We start from the raw sequence: 19292 nt of genomic DNA, 5'->3' as shown, positions 1-19292 counted from the left end.
TCAATTTAAAAAATTGATGCAGGGGCTGTGTTGTTTTTCAGTTTTCGCTGGACTTGCAGTTTCTTACCGCTTGAAAAATCATAGCTCAAACCGAGGACGAACATATTTTTATTATTGTAAATACGCGATATTCTGGTGTAATCCACAACGCTTTCAGGAAGACTCTTTGTTTTATATTCTGAAGGCATGCCCATCCAATACATTCCTGCTGTAAAAGCCCATTCTTTTAATTTATAACTTGCAAATATGTTGTTCGCATTTTCAGTGCTAGTTAAGAACGCTCCATAAAGCATATTTGTAGGAATACTAAATTGGTATTGGATATAAAAAGACTTGTATTCTGACGAAATCACAAAATTATTTCTAATCTGATTATTTGTAATTTCTTTGCCATTAACTGTTTTAACTTTGGTTGAAGCGGGAACAATAAAAGCCTTCAAAACCAACAGTTTATTACCAAACGGTTTTACCGATCCCGAAAATTGCAATCCAATATCTCTAGTATATTCGGTATTTTCATATGTTAGTCCGAAACCGTTATCAATTTCAATAAAGAACTGGTTATAAGCCTTGGGTTTGTATTCATAGAAAATAATTGAATTTAAATCCACAAACTTGTTATTGAAAGAATATTGGATATTTCCATAATAATCACCATATGATTTAAGATAGGGGTTACCATATTGAACAATATTTGGGACAACCTGAACAATATTTTTACTTAAAGAGGCACTGTTTGGACTATGGGGTCCATAATCAACATATAACCTCAACATCTGATTTTTGGATAATTCGTAACTTAAAGCAATTTTCGGATTTGGCGCCCAATCATCTTGTGTTGTTTCTGCACTTTTGTTGTGAATATTTGTAACGCCAAATCCTACACGATAACCCAACTTGTCCCATTTTCCGGAGTATTCTGTATAAAGATATTGTTCTAAATAATTGACATCATAATGGGAACTGCCAAACAAATTAACGAGATCGTTGGAAATTGCGGTGTTGGAAATCCTGTAACCGGAACTTAATTTTCCGTTTTCAAAACTGTGAACGTGTGCAATCTCACCAACAATTCCGGTCTGTTTCGCCTTTAGGTTCATATCGTTGTTAAAAACATCTGAATTATCCGCAATGTTCCATTCGTGGTCAAACTGTGAAGAATTGGTAGTATAATGCGAAGCAATTAAGTTTAAACTTAATTCATCTTTTTTTCCAATATTTTTAGAATAATACAAATCTAGTGTTGGTGCAGTATAATTTGAATTACTCTTGTGAATGGTACTATGATTTTCTGTTAAATTATCCTGCGTGAAAAGGCTTTGTCCTAAACCTTTTACAAAATTGGAGTTGATAAAAATACTCCCTTTTGCCTGAAAAGTATAGTTTCCCGTAACCACATTGGCATAGCGCAGAGAAATGTTTTGATTCGTATAACCAAAATGGTCTTTCTGCTGTTCGGTAGAATTGTAGTGGCTTCCGTTGAGATTATAGTCGTAGATTTTATCAACAATTCTGTTGTCATAATCCCGAAGATTAATAGAATATTCCAAACCAAAATCATTCTTGACTTTCGTGTAACCTGCATACGCAGAACCATTGACGAAACCTGTGGTTAAAGCAGAAGTAACATCTGCACCATAAGAATAACCAACCTCGGGATTTCTTGTGATGATATTTATCACCGTATCGGCTCTTTGCGAATATCTTGCAGGAGGAATATCGAAATATTCAACCCGAACAACATTCGTTGGTGCAATGCTTTTAATTTGGTTGTCCGTCGCTTCAATGCCGTTAATTAAAAAGAGAGTTCTTCCACCTTTAATGCTTGTAACGGTATTTGAAATAGGGTCGAGTTGTAATTCTGGAAGTGTCGTCAACAAATCTTTTGAGTGTCTGGCTTTTTCTAACGCTTCCTTATCAAAAGTGTAATTAGCATGGTCGGAAAACTGCTTTTTCCGCAGTGCTTTAATTAAAACTTCCTGAATTTCTTTTGTTGAAATACTATCTTTAACTTCCTGTCCATTCACCAAATAGAAAGATGCTAACAGACCTGGAAAACATATCAATTTTCGAAAACTCAAATTCATAATTTTAATTTTTACATTTATTTAAATGTAAACAATTTACTTTCCTATTTTATTACCAATTGTGTCCATCTCTGTCAGGTGGATCCTTTGTTTCGCTATTTGCAGTGGCAACATAAATGCTATCTTTTGCAAAATTTCCATTTTCAGATACATTCATTACTTTTGCAGAGAGATTTGGGTTTTCTTGTAAATCGGCAATCTGTTCTGCTTCTCTACAGCTTACTGCTGAAATTAATATTGTAGCTATTGCTACCAATGAGATAAACTTTTTCATAATTAATTTTTTAAAGTTTATCCCGGCCGGGAAAAAATTTTCCTTAGAATTCTGTTGCTAAAATTATTAGGTGTTAAAAATTTTTGCAACTAAACACAGTCTTGTTCTATAAATTTTAAAATTTAAGACGTCATTATTTATAAATTAGGACATGAATTTTTTATAATGTTCTGAAAAACAGAAACATAAATGATTTAACAATATTTGATTAGTTTTCTTATATTTTAATCAGATTTGTTTATTTTTGGCAAAGAAGATTAATATTCTTCTTTAATATGCTCATCAAAAAATATCATTTAATATCAATTCTTATTTTTTTACTTTCATTTAGCTTCAAAATGAAAGCTCAAAATACATATGATGACATAAGAAAAAAGTATAAAATATACGAACAAAATGATGAAAGGGCTCTACCAGTAGTAAGACTTTTTATTAGTAAGGCAAAAAAGGAAAATAACTATGAAAAATTAGTAAAGGGTTATGAAGATGCATTTTACTATTCTAATGATGCTACATTAAAATTAAAATATGCTGACAGTTGTATTAATGCATCATTAAAAACAAATGATTATGATGTTATTAGTCGGTCATATTTAGGAAAGGGAACCATTTATTATTTCAATCTTAAACGCTACGAACCTGCTCTCGATCAATATGTAAAAGCGTATGAATATTCTAAAAAAGGAAATGATGATTACCAAGAATATAAAGTAATCTATCACATGGGTGTGGTAAAAAGTTACCTTGGTTATTATAATGAAGCGCTGAAGCATTTTGAGGATTGTATTCAATATTTTGAGCCTAAAACAAAGGGAGATTTACATCCTAACACCATTTTTAATAATAGCAAAGGCTACCTCAACAGTTTGCACCAAGCCACCATCTGCTATAGGAATTTGGGAAATTACAAAATGGCGGATTCATTAGTGAATGTAGGCTTAAATTTCACAAGTAAAAGCAAAGAATTCCCTTTAGAACAAGCCTATTTTACAAAATGCAAAGGGATATTTGAGTATCACCAAAAAAATTATGATGATGCAATTCAAAATCTTACCAGCGCGTTACCAGTGCTTAAAAAAAACAATGATTTTTCCTGGACATCAGTTGCAGATTTTTATATTGGGAAAAGTTATTTAGGATTGGGAAAACAAGAACAGGCGATACAGCAGTTTGAGAAGGTTGATTCTATTTTCCAAAAACACAAATTTATTGTTCCGGAACTACGCGAAAATTATGAACTGCTCATCAAATATTGGAAAGAGAAAAAGAATGATAAACAAGAACTACACTACACCAAAAATTTGTTGAAGGCGGACAGCATTTTAGCCAAGGACTTCCCTTATCTTTCTGCAAAAATTCATAAGGATTACGACACTCAAATTTTAGAGGATGCGAAGGGTAAATTAGAAAAGCAAAATTATTGGAGTTTAGGTGCAATATTATTATTAATTCTCGCTGTAATTGGATTAATTTTTATAGCATGGAAGCTTTATCAAAAAGAAAAACTCATCAGAAAAAAATATTCCGAATTAGAAGAGAGATTACAAACTCACCAACCTACACCAGCAGTTTCTTACGAAAATATTCCGCAACAAAGTAAAGCCGTAATTAGCAAAGATGTTTTCACTGATTTGGCTGAAAAGCTAAAAGAATTTGAAGATACAAAAAGTTTTAAAGAAAAAGGAATAACCCTTCCTCAACTGGCGGAAAATTTTAAAACTAATACAACATATCTCTCCCAATATATCAATGATGTGATGGGCGTGAATTTCAATAAGTATATCTCTACTCTAAGGATCAACTATGTCACCGACCTCATGTATAACGACGCTAAAGTTTTGAGCTATTCAGTACAGGGTTTGGCAGATGAATGTGGGATTTCTTCGCGACAAAACTTTTCAGATCTCTTTTTGGAAATAAATGGGATCCGTCCGACAGATTTTATTAAGCAGAGGAAAAAGGAACTTGAATAATATCATAAAATTAAGAGTAAATATTCCTTAAAAGATTAAAATTACGTCATTATTTATAAATTACGACTTATATATTTTGTGTCATAAACATTTAGGTCTTATTTTTCTGAAAAAATGAATTTCATTTTTTGCAAAGGAAAAAATTAGACTGTATGAATATAGGTATTCTTAAAATTGCAGATGATAAAATTGAAGAGGCATTTAATTTATTTTCAGAACTTCCATTTGAAGATTCTGTTTACAGCCTTCTTCTGCTGAAAAAAATAATGGAGGAAAGCAGGGAAATGCTTTCTTTTTATATTGATTTTTTCAAAACGATTTTTCCTGATTTTTTAATCAATCTTCAAAGCAGTAATTATTATTCTAATGAAGAAAAAATTCCTTTTTCCTTGAAATCATCCTTCCAAAAAAATCATAAAAGATTCCTACAGGTTGTACGAACTCTCCATGTAAGCAAACAAACACTAACTTTTCAAATTGGATTCAAAATCGACCATATTGATAATCCAGTTTATTTGTTACACACGGTAATATTGACAACTCAAAATATAGACTTTAAAAATCATAGATTTAAGTACTTGAATAAAATTTTAGTTCAAGCATTAAATGAGGAAAATTTTTCAATTAAAAATGAATCCGAAATTAACTATCGACAATTTCTTAAGGATTCCAAAGACTATTATGGCTCCTCGCATCAAGCCTTTGTTTTGAAAATGAAAATGGTAAACGCCATCAGAGACATTATGTTTACCAATCTCACTTTAAAAGAAATTGCATTTAAAAACAATTTTTCAAGTTACATAGCCATGTATAATGCCTTCCACAAGACCAACTTTCTAAATCTCTCTAAAATACCTAGATATTGCAAAAAGTTTTAGTAATCAAAATTAATAATACATCAAGCATCATTAATAATGTTTTCTGAGATAAATAATATAATATTCTCAATAATCAAAATGTTTATTATTCCAATGTTAGTGAATTTTGTGTTACAATTTAATTCAGAATTAAATAAGAAAATTAACTCTAACCAAAGTTTTTTATGGCAACCTTTTTTTACAGAAAAAAAGACCTGGACAATGAAAAATACGCATCTATTAAACCCAAATTCCGCAATAGAAAAAAAAGAGTATTTTAGTATTCTAATATCCAACTGCGTAGCAGTAGAAAAAAATAAGCGATGAAATTCGATCTATCCTTTACCAATAAAGAGATTACGCCTTGGGGTGGAATGGTGTTTTTAAAGCAAATGTTGGACAAAATCGGCTTTAGAGAGCAAATTGAAAAATGCGAATCTTTACCTGTGTCACTTTCCAATAATTCTTATAAAAAAGAAGTTTTGCTTGAATCTTTTATTACGAGTATTTGGTGTGGCGCCAATCGTTTTTTGCACACAGAAATTACCCGTGCAGATAAGGCTCTTGGGGAAATATTTGACTGGCGGAAAACCCCTGCTCAGGACGCATATAAACGCTATTTTGGCAAGTTTACACAACACATCAACCAGCAAGTTGGGCATCATTTTTTCAGTTGGTTTTTTCAGAATTTGAACCTCAATTATTTTACGTTAGACATTGATTCATCTGTAATTACTCGATACGGAGAGCAAGAGGGAGCAAAAAAAGGCTACAATCCTAAGAAAAAAGGAAGAAACAGCCATCATCCTATCATTGCATTTGTGAACGATGTAAAGATGGTCGCTAATTTTTGGCTCAGGAGCGGTGATACTTCTTCGGCAAATAATTTTGTAGGATTTTTAGAAGAAACACTCTTAAATTTTGGGGATAAAAAAGTAGGATTAGTTCGTTTGGATAGTGGTTTTTTCCAGAAAGACATTATGGATTATCTTGAATTAAAAACACTCCAATACATCATCGCTGCAAAATTTACTCACCCCATTCAACACTTGATAGACCAGCAAGATTTTTGGATAAAAGTTGATGAGGGCATCGAAATTTGCGACAAATATTATCAAGCAAAAAACTGGGAAAAGCCAAGAAGGATAGTCATTGTAAGGCAAAAAACAGCACAACGGCCGAATGCGGCAGGCCGAATATTAAGCCTGTTTCCGGAAGATGAAATCCATAGAAATTATCGCTATTCAGCCTATATTACCAACCAAGAACAATCGGCAACAGATGTTTGGAGAACGTACCGAAACAGAGGCGATGCAGAGAATAGAATCAAGGAATTAAAGGCAGATTTTGGAGCCGAAAGTTTTAACCTTAAAGGCTTTTTCCCTACAGAAGCTGCACTTATATTTTCGATGATTGCTTATAATCTGATGTCAATTTTCAGACTGTTTGTTCTTCAAGAAAAAACGCAGAAAACATTATCTACACTACGATATAGAACCTTTGCTATTGGAGCTTATTTTGAAAAAGTAGGTGACACACTTAAACTGAAGATTGCACTCACCAAAAAACGCAGAAAATGGTTCGTCGGAATTTGGGATTACCCCATAGACTTATCTCAAAAAATTTCAACTGCGTGATTTGGGTTAAAAATTGGAATTTTCACGTTATTTATTTTGGCTTTGTTATTCTCAATCCAATCCTTTGAAAAATCTGAGAATGTTGTTACTGACACTGTTTATTACTACAACAGTAGTGATACGACAGAAGGAGCTTTCGGAAATGTTTCAAATTGGAGTCCAAGCGGCAGCTCATCCTGTCAGTCCAATGGAGCAAGACCTTGCCATATTTTGGTATCCGAAGGCACTTCTCTAGAAGAATACATTGGTGGAATGAGCAACTCACAAGTTTTAGCAATTAATCCTGGAGAAAGAAAACCTTAGCCAATTTTTAAAGCAGGGATGCCCACGCATCCCTGATTATCTTGGATTCTGTTGCATGCCAGTTAATTTAATAATATCTTCGGGAATTGCTATTGCATACTTTAAATCATTTGGTTGCAAAATGTATGATTGACCATTTACATTTCTGTTCAGAACAATATTCTTTCCTTGCAAATTTAGACGCTTTATGTCTGCCCACCTCAAACCCCTTAATATCAGCTCCTTTCTCCGTTCTGTCAAAACAATCTCCAAAGCATCTTCTTGTGTAGAAGCAGAAAAAGGAATGAAAGTCCCAATTTTCCATCTTTTTTCTGATAATTCGTTAAGTTTTGCTAAACCATCGACAATATTACCTTTCCTTATATAAGATTCAGCTGCCATTAAAAAGATTTCATCAACAGCTATACCGCATAAAGGGCCATTAGAATTTAGATAATAGCCTTTAAATAGAATTTCTCCAGATGCATTGGTTCTGAAAAAAATATTTTTCCTTAAGTCGTTGTCACTGTAACTGTTGAATAACGAAAGAGGAATTTTGGCCGGTATAAGATGATAATCATATTTCATGGCTCCCCAAAACAAAATTTCTTCATTCAAGTCATTTATTGGAAAATCCGCTTGTTGATTTAGTTGATTATAGTTCAAAAGTTTGCTATTACTCTTAAGAGATTCCAATGAATATTTCAGCGAATTTTCATAATCTCCCATATAAAGGTAGGTTCTTGCCAAAATACCTTGTGCTGCTGTTTTGGACATTCTTGTTACAGATATCTGCTTCTCTGGCAGTAAATCGATTGCACTTTTTAAATCAGCAATTATTTGCGCATAAGTATCTTGAAGCGAAGACCTTGTCGACGGAGCATTCATGTCGGGGTCAAGTTTTAATGGTAATCCCAAATCGTTTCCTGCAGTAGCAGAATTGTAGGCTTTGCACCATGCTTGAACACCATCTAAATAACGTATTGCCCTTAATGCTAGCGCTTGTCCTTTAACATTATCAGCATCAATTCCTGTCAGATTGTAATCATTAATATTTTTTAATACAGAATTGCAAATATATATTGCGCGATAGCAATGCATCCACGCATTGCCAACTGATACAGGCGGTGTTACATTATCTGGCTGCCATGTATATAATCGTTTATATTCATCATAAGGGAGCGAATTATAGTCTGAATCATTGAGATAAATATCATCAGAGCTGGTTTCGGCAATACTTGAAAAATCAATATTTATAAATCCATACTGATCTAACAAAGCCTGATTGTCTTCAATTGTTTCTGGTATTGCCAATTTAACATCAGATTTTTCTGATAAAAAATCACGGCAATTAGTTAAAGTAATTAAAATTATCACTAAAACTATTAATCTATAAATTCTATTCATAATTTTTTAAAATTTTGTTTTTAATCCAAATGCAATAGTTAATGGGGCTTTGAGTGTATTGTTTCCAAGACTAAAATCCGGATCAATATCTTGCTTAGTTGCTTTCCATAGAAGTCCAATATTTGAGATGTTACAATATAGATCCAAAGATTTAAGCGGAAGGTTATTTAGCATTTCCTGAGATAATGAATAATTAAAATTGATAAACTGTAATCTTACGTGATCCCCTTTTTCAACTAAAATACTTGATCCAGCGTAAAATGCATCTCTGTTTGTATTAGTTTTATATATATTTGAAGGTACGTTTGTAATAAGTTCGTCCCCAGGTTTCTGCCATCTTAATGCATAATCGCTATGCCCAGCCCAATCTCTATACAGATTGGTATAGTTAATCGAGCTTCTCCTAAACCAGTAGCCAAGTTTATAAGTAACTCCCAAATCCAAAGTAAAATTTTTGAATGATATTGTATTAATAAAAGAACCATATAGTGTAGGAACAGCAGAACCGAAATACTGTAAATCTTTTAAATCCGTACCTACCCCTGTTATTTTTGCATAATCCTTACTTATTTCTCCGTTTAGATAACCTTGCGGATCTCCAGTAGCAGGGTCTAATCCAGCCCATTTATAAGCAAATATGGAATATACCGGTAACCCTTCCACACCTGAAATTGGGATTGGTGAAACGACAAACTGCCGGCCAACAGTATTGGATAGAAAATATTTTGTAACTTTTTCTTTTGCGACGCTAAAATTAATAAGACTGCTCCACTGAATTTTACTATTAATATTTAATGTTCTTAATTCTATATCAGCACCATTTGACTTCATCCCTGCAACATTCCATAGCATACTTGTTATTCCGGTCGTATAATCCATTGGTGTCTGGCCAAACAAATTACTCCCCTTTTTATTAAAATAGTCGATTGAACCGCTCACTCTTGAATTTTTTGACGAAAATTCAAGACCCAGATTAAATGTTTTTATTGTTTCCCATTTAAGATTTGGATTAAAATAATTACTAAACTGAGCCATTTTTGTTCCTGTGTAAATTGAATTATTTGCTGAGTAAGAAACCGTAGAAACCGCAACCATTGCAGGATCAACGTTTCCATTATAACCATAGGAACTGCGGATCTTTAATTTAGGAAGCGTATCCCATTTGTAAAATTCCTCATTCGAAATGATCCAAGCTAACCCGCCAGACCAAAACGGATTCCATTGATTATTTGTCTTAAGCCCGAATAAATTACTGGCATCCCTTCTAGCGCTTGCTGAGAATATCAATCTTTTATCGTAAATATATGCTGCGTTCGCAAATACAGAAACAAACCTGTTAGTAGTTTCCCCCATAGCATTTAAATTGTCAATGAATGAATTTCCACCGGTGATAACAGGGTACGGTTTGGTAAAGTCAACAACACCAGCAGTATGATTGTTTGTATTATATCCGTAAAATCTGTTATTCATATATTCATTGTTAATATCTCTAATTTCAATACCGCCCAATCCATTAATCTGACTTTTATTCCAATTGGTACCATAATTTAGCTGTGTTCTTAAATTATTTACTCTCAAATGAGAAACGGATCTTCCATATATGCTCCCACGCGGAACAGCATAAGTTAAGCTTCCATTAGAATTGAGTTGCGTAAACCTATTAATGTAATTAATAGTGTAGTAGCTTTTTTCGTCCTGTAAATTTTCTGCAACACCAATATTATTTTGAAATTGGTATTTTAAATCCATATCCAGTCCCTTCATAATTTTATAATTTAAACCAGCAGCAATAATAATCTCATTGTTTTTTGAGGACGAAATATTATGCTGCCAATCCGTTAAAGGATAATAATTCCAATCTAATAATTTCCCGTTGCCCAACGCGATTTTATAATCCTGATTATATCCCGCAAATACGGGTAAGCCATTACCAAATTCGTCGGCTAACTGCATATAAGGAACAGCGTTGTTATTTTTCATTGATACTGTTCCATACGGCGTTCTTCCACTTTTTGTTTCTGTAGCATTGTATTGTATCGAATAGTTAAATTTGATTGCATCGTTTGGCTGCCATGTATTTTGAATCCTAGAATTTATCCTTTTATACCGTTCGTCCAAATTACCTTCATTATCATCATAACCGAGATTATAAGACCAGGAAAATCGATTACTTCCGCCAGAAACATCAAAAGCATATTGTGTGTTGATAGAGGCTTTGTACATATATCTTTTAAACTCCTCCCTCATATCAATCTGTTTCCATTTGTTAAGCTGCTCAATTACCGCGGAATGATCTACCAGACCTTTTTTTTCCTTATCTAACAATGCAACTACTGGCGATATAACTGGATGGCTGGAAGAATTAATATCCGTATTGTAAAACCCTCTGCTAAACAACTCCTGTTCTAACTCAATAAAATCGGCACTGGATATTTGCTTAATGTAACTTAAATCAGGTTTCCCCGTAACGATGGTATTCATTGTGAAGTTAAAAGAAGTCGGCTGATTGAATTTGCCTGTCTTGGTAGTAATTACAATAACCCCGTTTGCTGCTCTGGCTCCCCAAATACTCGCTGCAGAGGCATCCTTGAGAATGGTAATGTTTTCAACAATATTCGGATTTATATTCCCGAGGTCACCATCGTAAGGAAAATTATCAATTACAATCAGAGGTGATTTCGGTCCTCTGATTGTACTTAGCCCCCTTATCATAAACTGCGGTTTTGTTAAGGATGTCCCTTTATCCACGATGATTCCAACCGCTATTCCCGGCAAACGGTCTAGGACATTTGTGGAAACCTGATTTTTGAACAACCGATTGTCAACCTCAGTAAATGAGCCGGTAGCTCTTTCTTTAGGGATTTTCTGATATCCTGTTGAAAGGAGATTAACACCTTCAATTTCCTTTATTTTGTACTTAAGCCTAATTATAAAATTAGATTTATTCAACTGATCCACAGAAAATTCAACTGTCTCATAGCCGTTAAATCTAAATTTGACTTTTTTGCCTTCCTGTGTTATTGGAAGTTCAAATTTTCCATATTGGTCTGTGAGCACAAGTTTGTCAGAATCTTCAAATGATACATTAACTCCGGTTAAGGGAAGATTAGTGGATTCGTCTATCACAGTTCCACGAAGCATTTTTTGGGCATGAAGTAATGATCCCAATATTATTAGCGTAATAAACAAAGATTTCTTCATATTGTTAATTTTATTTTTGGTTATTTTCTTCAACTATCAGCATCAGAAGATTTCTTGAAGCCTCTATTAATTCAAGATCATATTGCAAAAGTTCTTTCTGCAGTTTTTCAACTGTTGTAATTGATGAGATTTGCATATCCACATTAGAAGTATAATTTGTTTCATCAATGATGGGTAATGAAATTGGTGTTTTGCCGTTCAACATATTTACCATGACAGAAAGTGGTGCATTCTGGATTATAGAGGGTGTTCGCGGAAATGTTGAAATTCTTTTCCCTCCCTTAGTTCTTATCTTATCTTTTTCAGATGTTCTTTTTAATACTAAACATTTAGTGGGAACAACTTTAAATTTTGATTTAAACCCAGTATAACGGTTAAGGTTATCAAGCATAAAATAATAAAGTGAATCTGCCTTTTTCTCTGGGACAATCAGATCCAAACTGTAAAGGTTATCTTTATCAATATAGTCGTCCGTCAACTGAAAAATTTTAGATTGATCCGCTACATTGATTACCGCCCTCTTCTCGTTGAAAAGTGCCACTTCTCCTTTCTGTTTAAAAATTTCCAGGCCTATCGCAAAGAGAATATCACTAAGCGGAAGGTTGCTGAACATTCTCCCATTAATTGCACCTGTAGGAGATTTTCTGAATGAACTTCCAGAACCAATTCCGTTAACGGCACCTTTTGAAAGAATAAAATAGTTTTGCAGTGTTGTGGCATCATTATCAAAATAGCTTTCTTTAACCCAAATCACGCAGTTGAAATTTTTTGAGATAAGTCTATGGGGTAATCCCAAATTCCGACGAACCATTTTCTGCGTTTTTTGGTGAGTGCAATCTTCAGTTTAAGTGTGTCACCTACTTTTTCAAAATAAGCTCCAATAGCAAAGGTTCTATATCGTAGTGTAGATAATGTTTTCTGCGTTTTTTCTTGAAGAACAAACAGTCTGAAAATTGACATCAGATTATAAGCAATCATCGAAAATATAAGTGCAGCTTCTGTAGGGAAAAAGCCTTTAAGGTTAAAACTTTCGGCTCCAAAATCTGCCTTTAATTCCTTGATTCTATTCTCTGCATCGCCTCTGTTTCGGTACGTTCTCCAAACATCTGTTGCCGATTGTTCTTGGTTGGTAATATAGGCTGAATAGCGATAATTTCTATGGATTTCATCTTCCGGAAACAGGCTTAATATTCGGCCTGCCGCATTCGGCCGTTGTGCTGTTTTTTGCCTTACAATGACTATCCTTCTTGGCTTTTCCCAGTTTTTTGCTTGATAATATTTGTCGCAAATTTCGATGCCCTCATCAACTTTTATCCAAAAATCTTGCTGGTCTATCAAGTGTTGAATGGGGTGAGTAAATTTTGCAGCGATGATGTATTGGAGTGTTTTTAATTCAAGATAATCCATAATGTCTTTCTGGAAAAAACCACTATCCAAACGAACTAATCCTACTTTTTTATCCCCAAAATTTAAGAGTGTTTCTTCTAAAAATCCTACAAAATTATTTGCCGAAGAAGTATCACCGCTCCTGAGCCAAAAATTAGCGACCATCTTTACATCGTTCACAAATGCAATGATAGGATGATGGCTGTTTCTTCCTTTTTTCTTAGGATTGTAGCCTTTTTTTGCTCCCTCTTGCTCTCCGTATCGAGTAATTACAGATGAATCAATGTCTAACGTAAAATAATTGAGGTTCAAATTCTGAAAAAACCAACTGAAAAAATGATGCCCAACTTGCTGGTTGATGTGTTGTGTAAACTTGCCAAAATAGCGTTTATATGCGTCCTGAGCAGGGGTTTTCCGCCAGTCAAATATTTCCCCAAGAGCCTTATCTGCACGGGTAATTTCTGTGTGCAAAAAACGATTGGCGCCACACCAAATACTCGTAATAAAAGATTCAAGCAAAACTTCTTTTTTATAAGAATTATTGGAAAGTGACACAGGTAAAGATTCGCATTTTTCAATTTGCTCTCTAAAGCCGATTTTGTCCAACATTTGCTTTAAAAACACCATTCCACCCCAAGGCGTAATCTCTTTATTGGTAAAGGATAGATCGAATTTCATCGCTTATTTTTTTCTACTGCTACGCAGTTGGATATTAGAATACTAAAATACTCTTTTTTTTCTATTGCGGAATTTGGGTTTAAGAAACAAAGGCTTAGAAGCATCCATCTGCTGTATATTTTTGAGAGAAGATTTTTTTTCCTGCAAAATATCACTAACTGATTCTGCTGAAAGCTGTCCGGCATCAGTGGTACTCATAACTTTGCCGTCGTAAATCCAGATCAGGTAAGGGACTCCATAATGAGGAAAATACTTTCCAAGTATACTGTCATCTGTTACTGATATTAAATCGGTATATTTTCTTCCATAATCCCCCTGGAAAAACTTTGCAATAACACTTTTTGGCTGTTCTGAAATAGGCAATATGATCGCTCTGTTTTTAAACTGATTATTGATTTCAGCTACTTTTGGAATATTTTTTAGACAGGCTGAACAATTACTTGCCCAAAACTCAAGAATTACCAGACGTTCTTTAAAATCTGAAAGACTTATAGTTTCTTTTGTTCCGTTGATCAATTTAAGTGGATGAAACCGGAGGTTTTCAGGGATTTTTTCACCTGGAAGCAATGATTTTATTTCTGGATTTTTTGAGAGTGGCTTCTTATACTGTGCTGTAACTTGAGTCCTTAATGTACTCAATATCAAGACAAGGCAACCCCATCCCAAATACTTCAGGAAGATTTTCATAGTTTTGTAAAGTTTTAGTTAGAAAATTAAGACTATGCTCTTCTCTGCATGATTACCCCATAATATGCAGGAAGGGCTTTTTGTTTTGGAAAATTATTACATAGGCTTTTGTTTTAAAGCCTTGCCAATGAGAAAAACGATACTTACTCCATTATCCAAAATCATCAGATGGCTTTTCTCAAATGCAAAGCCGATTGATATGAAAATAAAAACTAAATGAAGCACTTTGGCCGCAACAGTTGTGCACACTGCTGTAGAGGTCTAATCTTAGCGAGACTTATTAAAGAGTTTTCGATGAACGCTGAGTGTACTGCACAAAAAAGGCGTGGAACTCAACTTACCGACTGGGGGTACTGGTATACCTTGGAACGATAAGAGAGCCCACGCCCGGGACGTGAGCCTTCTACTTATCCTCTCGTTCCTTAAATTACCAGTTTTCCAGTCGAGATTCAAAGCGAAGCTTCAATATTTTTTTAGAAGTGTCGCAAAATTACTTTTTATTAAGTAATCTGATAAAACAAATATATAAAACATTTTTCAATTGTGACAAATATGTCAATGAAAATTTTGACAATTATGTCACATTTATAAGATGAATACAATACAAGACAAGTATTTTATTGCTCTAACAGACCATTTGCAGAAACTATTGGAGTTTAAGAGTATTGAAGTTGCGGAGTTGGCAGCGGCAGCTAATTTAGACAGACGGCAAATTTATCGGCTATTAAATAAGGAAAATGTACCAAAACTTTCTACACTCATTCGAATTTCTTTAGCCGCAGGAATTGAGCCTAAAGAACTCTTTGATTTCAAATTTGATTTTGGAACATATATGAAAGATAATAAGCTTTTGAAAATAGGAAAAACTAAGTAAGAGTCGTATTTCACACTTATACAATAATCAAATGGAAGTTGAGAAAAGAATTATTTGACCGTAAAATTTAATTAATTTTATCTTTTAAATCTTCATAACATACCATTTTAATTATTTTATTAAAAGATTTATTGTATTCAACTTCTACGTAGAAAGAAAATAATTTATATAAGACAAATTCTATATTACCTTGAATTGCAGAATTAATAAAAACACCCTCTTTAAATAGTCGTTCCTTAACAAAACCCACTATTTAATTTATTTTTAAAAACAGGATTAGAAAACAGCATAATTTGTATCTTATAAGATAAGAAAATAATTTTCTGTTTCAGTAGTTCCATCATTTTCTTCATGTTCCAAGCGGTTGCAGCTAGTAATGCATTGATTTGTGGTCCCGTTTCTCCCATGAAGTAATTTTTTGCCAGCCTAAAATCGGTTTTTAAATGTCCGATGATAGGTTCTATTGCCGCTCTGGTTCTAAATTTTTTGCGCTTTGTCTGCTTTTGATAAGCAGTGTCTTTTTTTCTTGGAGTGCTTGGGATGGAGATTTTCACGCCCTTTATTTCTGATTTTCCTCTGCCACCTCTATCGTAAACGAGTTCTTTTGGGAGCTTTTGACCACCGGTTTCCATCTGTTCCAAAAGTGGTTCTATGGTGTGACCATCGTAAGGAGTTTGCAAAAATGCTTTAATCCCGAGAATGATTTTCTTGCCTTTGTTGGCGGTGGTTATCAAACCTACCTTATTCCCAAATTCATACTGGCTATGCGCTTTTCCTTTGGCAATACATCGGGTAAAAGGCTTGTGAATGCTGTAAATTTTATCGGCATCGTTTCTTTTTTGTGTGACAACCTTGGTGTACAATGTCATTAAATCTTTATAAAATTCTTGCTGTTCTGCATTAAAATTCCGTTGCAATTCACGAATCAGTCTCATGGCGATGGTTTTGAGCTGTCTTTGAGATTTCCTTGCCGCTTTTGCCCGCTTGGGATGTTTTCCGTTGTAGGTGTTGCGCACCATTTGTTTGCTGACTTTTGTGTAGCGTTGTCTTTGTTTTATGCCTTCATTTCCGGCTATTTTGTTGCAATAATCGATCACTTTTTTGCACAATTTTGCATCGGTAGGAAAAGAGGTATTATTCTCCTGAACGGTAGTATCGGACAAAACAAAATTTGAGGTGTTCGTCTTGGCATCGTGCATTCTTACGCTGTAGGCAAAGATTTTTTCGATACCTTTTTCGCCAATTCTTTTTCGGAAATGAACAAAATTACTCGGGTCACAAGGAAATTCGTGTTCAAAGAAAACCCTGCCACAAAAATACTGCATATAAGGATTCATGATCCAGGCTTTTTCCAACGTCTCATCGCCCAAATTATACAAATGTTTCAGTAGCAAACAACCCACCATAAACCGAATCGGATGGCTCGGATTGCCCACTTTGGAATACAAGGGCGAAAATTCTTTCTCAAAATAATTCCAATCTATTTTTTCTGAAAGTAGAACAAGTTCATGCTCGTGGTCAATAAAATCCACCAACATTGGGCGGAATAATTCTGGCTTCTTTTCTGGATTTTTCCCCAACATATTTGCAAGGTTTTAAAGCTCTAAGATACAAATTCTTGCAATAAAAAACAAGCTATTTTAAACCCAAAATACTAATAATCAGTAAATTATAGGTGGTTTAAGGAGAGACTAAATAGAATTTCCCATTGATTTTCTTTTGAAAGTTTTGTAAATTCAAAGAAACTTAAATTAACCATAAAACTTATCCTATGAAACTAATTTACAAAATTGTTTTTATCTTGCTCATTTTAGCTGTAGCTCTCCTGCTCTATGAAAATTTTCAATTAAAAAAAACATTGGCTGACCGTGACAATCAACTGGAGCGGGCAGCCGTGCAATACAAAGAGATGGCGGAGTTGGCAGGTTTCTAGTAACCAATTACAGCGAATGCAATAATTTTAAAGGCATTTACTACAATCTCTTACTAAGTTTTTCTATTTCAGTTTTTATTTCGTCAACTAAAACACGAATATTCTGATTTTCAAACTCTCCTTTTCTATATTCTTCAGTATTGATGCTACACGCAAATTCCCAGATTTCAAAAATTTCAGAAAGTGAAATTTTGTATGGCTCATAAAAATTGTTATCCGCCTGCACCCATATAGAATTTCCTTCATGGTAATGAAAGCGCTTATAACTAATGCCTTCTTTTGTTACAAAAATGTAGGTTTTATCGGTTTTTAAGTCTGCAATATTCTCAACGTATTTTCCTACAATATAAGTCCCGTCTTTATAAGGCGGCATAGAATCACCGCCTGCTGGAAATGCGCGAAATTTACCGTTTCTTAAAAACGGCAGTGACAATGTTTGCAAACCTTCAATATACTCCGGATCCTGATAACCGTTAAGGTAACCCATTGATGCTTTTGCCGGGACAATCTCAATCTTATTTTCGCCTTTAGAATCCACTGCTACAGGAAGCAATATTCTGTTTTCTGCAATTTTCAGCATATCATCCAGGGGATATTTTCTTATGTCAACATTCAGCAGCAAATCAATACTCAAATTAAAATATTTCGAAATACGAATCAATATTTCAATAGGTGGTTCCGAAGTTCCGTCCTCATATTTTACAAACCGGCTTCTCGTGATGAGTAGATTATCGGCAAGCTTCTGTTGCGAGATATTTTTGCGGTCTCTCAAAACCCTGATATTATCTGAAAAAACTGACATTGTTACAAATTAGAACAACAAAAATAAATAAAATGTTACAAAACTGCAATAGTTTTGTAACGTGAACCGTGCAATCGTACATATGGATCTGGACACTTTTTTCGTGTCCTGCGAAAGAGTAAAGCATTCTGAACTTATTGGAAAGCCCATCATTATTGGCGGTGGAGAACGTGGTGTGGTAGCTTCCTGCTCTTATGAAACAAGATACTTCGGCGTACGTTCTGCAATGCCTATGAAAATGGCTTTAAGGTTATGTCCCGAAGCCAAAGTGATTTGCGGGGATATGGAATTCTATTCCAAAATGTCGCACGAAGTGACTGAAATTATCAGGAAAAAAGTTCCTGTTCTGGAAAAAGCGAGTGTGGATGAATTTTATCTTGATTTATCCGGAATGGACAAATTTTTCGGCTGCTACAAATGGACTTGCGAAATCGCAGATTCGGTAATGAAAAATACCGGGCTTCCCATCAGTTTTGCACTTTCTACCAATAAAACTGTCTCCAAAATCGGAACCGGAGAAGCCAAACCCCACGGAAAACTCGAAATTGACGCACAACACATTAAACCCTTCTTAAATCCACTTTGCATCCGAAAAATCCCGATGGTTGGAAATGCTACTTTTCAGCTTCTTTCAAGAATTGGCGTCCGCAAAATTCAGACTTTATCGGAAATGCCGGTTGATGTCCTACAGCAAATGATAGGAAAAAACGGCACGGAACTTTGGAGAAAAGCCAACGGTATCGATGAAACGCCCGTGGTTCAGTATTCCGAAAGAAAATCCATTTCCACAGAACATACCTTCCCACAGGACACGATAAACGTGGAAAATATGCAAAGTTTACTTTCCGGAATGGTGGAAAAACTCTGCTTTCAGTTGCGCAAAGAACAGTGGCTCACCTCTATCGTTACCGTGAAAATACGCTACGCTAATTTCGACACTGAAACGAAGCAGGTCAAAATTCCATACACAGCAGTTGACCACACGCTTTCAAAATATGTGGCGGAACTTTTCAAAAAAGTTTATACGAGAAGGATGCGCTTAAGATTAATCGGCGTAAGATTCTCAGGCCTTGTTCACGGCAATCACCAAATGAATTTGTTCGAAGACACCGAGGAGCTCATCAATCTTTATCAGGCGATGGACAGAATGAAAACCCGTTTCGGAGCAGATGCAGTTGGCCGTGCTTCAGGATTTATTTTAAATCAAAGTTAAA

General features: G+C 34.5%; 16 protein-coding genes. 7 read left to right on the top strand and 9 right to left on the bottom strand.

Annotation, left to right across the window (positions count from 1 at the left end):
* Nucleotides 1-5: 5 nt before the first annotated feature.
* Both H0S70_RS01245 and H0S70_RS01240 read right to left on the bottom strand, forming a co-directional pair.
* Nucleotides 6-2087: an outer membrane beta-barrel protein gene (locus H0S70_RS01245; RefSeq protein ID WP_188321405.1), complete on the bottom strand. Its 2082-nt coding sequence runs from the start codon at nucleotides 2085-2087 to the stop codon at nucleotides 6-8.
* Between the two features lie 52 nt (nucleotides 2088-2139).
* Nucleotides 2140-2361: a hypothetical protein gene (locus tag H0S70_RS01240; protein WP_188321404.1), complete on the bottom strand. Its 222-nt coding sequence runs from the start codon at nucleotides 2359-2361 to the stop codon at nucleotides 2140-2142.
* Nucleotides 2362-2699: 338 nt separating this feature from the next.
* Here H0S70_RS01240 and H0S70_RS01235 point away from each other — a divergent pair, with 338 nt between their 5' ends.
* The 4 genes from H0S70_RS01235 (at nucleotide 2700) to H0S70_RS01220 (ending at nucleotide 7131) form a co-directional block, all read left to right on the top strand.
* The gene (locus H0S70_RS01235; protein ID WP_228453759.1) at nucleotides 2700-4334 is read left to right on the top strand and encodes a helix-turn-helix domain-containing protein; all 1635 of its coding nucleotides are present in this window, start codon (nucleotides 2700-2702) and stop codon (nucleotides 4332-4334) included.
* A gap of 152 nt (nucleotides 4335-4486) precedes the next feature.
* Nucleotides 4487-5212, top strand: coding sequence for a helix-turn-helix domain-containing protein (locus H0S70_RS01230; protein WP_122028060.1), 726 nt, complete (start codon nucleotides 4487-4489; stop codon nucleotides 5210-5212).
* A 302-nt stretch (nucleotides 5213-5514) separates the two neighbouring features.
* Entirely contained in the window at nucleotides 5515-6828 is a 1314-nt protein-coding gene (locus tag H0S70_RS01225; RefSeq protein WP_124986562.1) for an IS1380 family transposase, read from the top strand.
* A gap of 36 nt (nucleotides 6829-6864) precedes the next feature.
* Complete coding sequence (locus H0S70_RS01220) at nucleotides 6865-7131, top strand: hypothetical protein (RefSeq protein WP_188321402.1); 267 nt, start codon at nucleotides 6865-6867, stop codon at nucleotides 7129-7131.
* A 36-nt stretch (nucleotides 7132-7167) separates the two neighbouring features.
* On the opposite strand, the gene H0S70_RS01215 is transcribed toward H0S70_RS01220, so the two are convergent.
* The 5 genes from H0S70_RS01215 to H0S70_RS01195 are packed head-to-tail and all read right to left on the bottom strand — an operon-like array spanning nucleotide 7168 to nucleotide 14469.
* Nucleotides 7168-8517 (bottom strand): RagB/SusD family nutrient uptake outer membrane protein, encoded by a 1350-nt coding sequence (locus H0S70_RS01215; RefSeq protein WP_188321401.1) that lies wholly within the window; start codon nucleotides 8515-8517, stop codon nucleotides 7168-7170.
* Nucleotides 8518-8523: 6 nt separating this feature from the next.
* Nucleotides 8524-11718 (bottom strand): SusC/RagA family TonB-linked outer membrane protein, encoded by a 3195-nt coding sequence (locus tag H0S70_RS01210; RefSeq protein WP_188321400.1) that lies wholly within the window; start codon nucleotides 11716-11718, stop codon nucleotides 8524-8526.
* Between the two features lie 10 nt (nucleotides 11719-11728).
* On the bottom strand, nucleotides 11729-12472 hold the full coding sequence (locus H0S70_RS01205) for a hypothetical protein (protein WP_188321399.1): 744 nt from the start codon (nucleotides 12470-12472) through the stop codon (nucleotides 11729-11731).
* The gene (locus tag H0S70_RS01200; protein ID WP_124986562.1) at nucleotides 12469-13782 is read right to left on the bottom strand and encodes an IS1380 family transposase; all 1314 of its coding nucleotides are present in this window, start codon (nucleotides 13780-13782) and stop codon (nucleotides 12469-12471) included. The genes H0S70_RS01205 and H0S70_RS01200 overlap by 4 nt, the downstream gene beginning before the upstream one ends.
* A 42-nt stretch (nucleotides 13783-13824) precedes the next feature.
* Nucleotides 13825-14469 (bottom strand): TlpA family protein disulfide reductase, encoded by a 645-nt coding sequence (locus tag H0S70_RS01195; protein WP_228453758.1) that lies wholly within the window; start codon nucleotides 14467-14469, stop codon nucleotides 13825-13827.
* Between the two features lie 592 nt (nucleotides 14470-15061).
* On the opposite strand from H0S70_RS01195, the gene H0S70_RS01190 reads away from it, so the two are divergent.
* Nucleotides 15062-15343, top strand: a complete 282-nt coding sequence (locus H0S70_RS01190; RefSeq protein ID WP_122028065.1) for a helix-turn-helix domain-containing protein — start codon at nucleotides 15062-15064, stop codon at nucleotides 15341-15343.
* Nucleotides 15344-15579: 236 nt separating this feature from the next.
* On the opposite strand, the gene H0S70_RS01185 is transcribed toward H0S70_RS01190, so the two are convergent.
* Nucleotides 15580-16926 (bottom strand): IS5 family transposase, encoded by a 1347-nt coding sequence (locus H0S70_RS01185; protein ID WP_124985443.1) that lies wholly within the window; start codon nucleotides 16924-16926, stop codon nucleotides 15580-15582.
* Nucleotides 16927-17114: 188 nt separating this feature from the next.
* Here H0S70_RS01185 and H0S70_RS01180 point away from each other — a divergent pair, with 188 nt between their 5' ends.
* Nucleotides 17115-17276, top strand: a complete 162-nt coding sequence (locus tag H0S70_RS01180; protein WP_188321397.1) for a hypothetical protein — start codon at nucleotides 17115-17117, stop codon at nucleotides 17274-17276.
* A gap of 40 nt (nucleotides 17277-17316) precedes the next feature.
* Here the strand turns inward: H0S70_RS01180 and H0S70_RS01175 are convergent, their stop codons facing one another.
* The gene (locus H0S70_RS01175; protein ID WP_188321396.1) at nucleotides 17317-18078 is read right to left on the bottom strand and encodes an XRE family transcriptional regulator; all 762 of its coding nucleotides are present in this window, start codon (nucleotides 18076-18078) and stop codon (nucleotides 17317-17319) included.
* Between the two features lie 61 nt (nucleotides 18079-18139).
* Between H0S70_RS01175 and dinB the strand changes: the two genes are divergently transcribed.
* Complete coding sequence (dinB, locus tag H0S70_RS01170; RefSeq protein WP_188321395.1) at nucleotides 18140-19291, top strand: DNA polymerase IV; 1152 nt, start codon at nucleotides 18140-18142, stop codon at nucleotides 19289-19291.
* Nucleotide 19292 lies beyond the last annotated feature (1 nt).

The sequence above is a fragment of the Chryseobacterium manosquense genome, assembly GCF_014623485.1.
Classification (GTDB): domain Bacteria; phylum Bacteroidota; class Bacteroidia; order Flavobacteriales; family Weeksellaceae; genus Kaistella; species Kaistella haifensis.
Note: the sequence above shows the minus strand (reverse complement) of the source record. Positions and strands in the feature narration are given on the sequence as shown.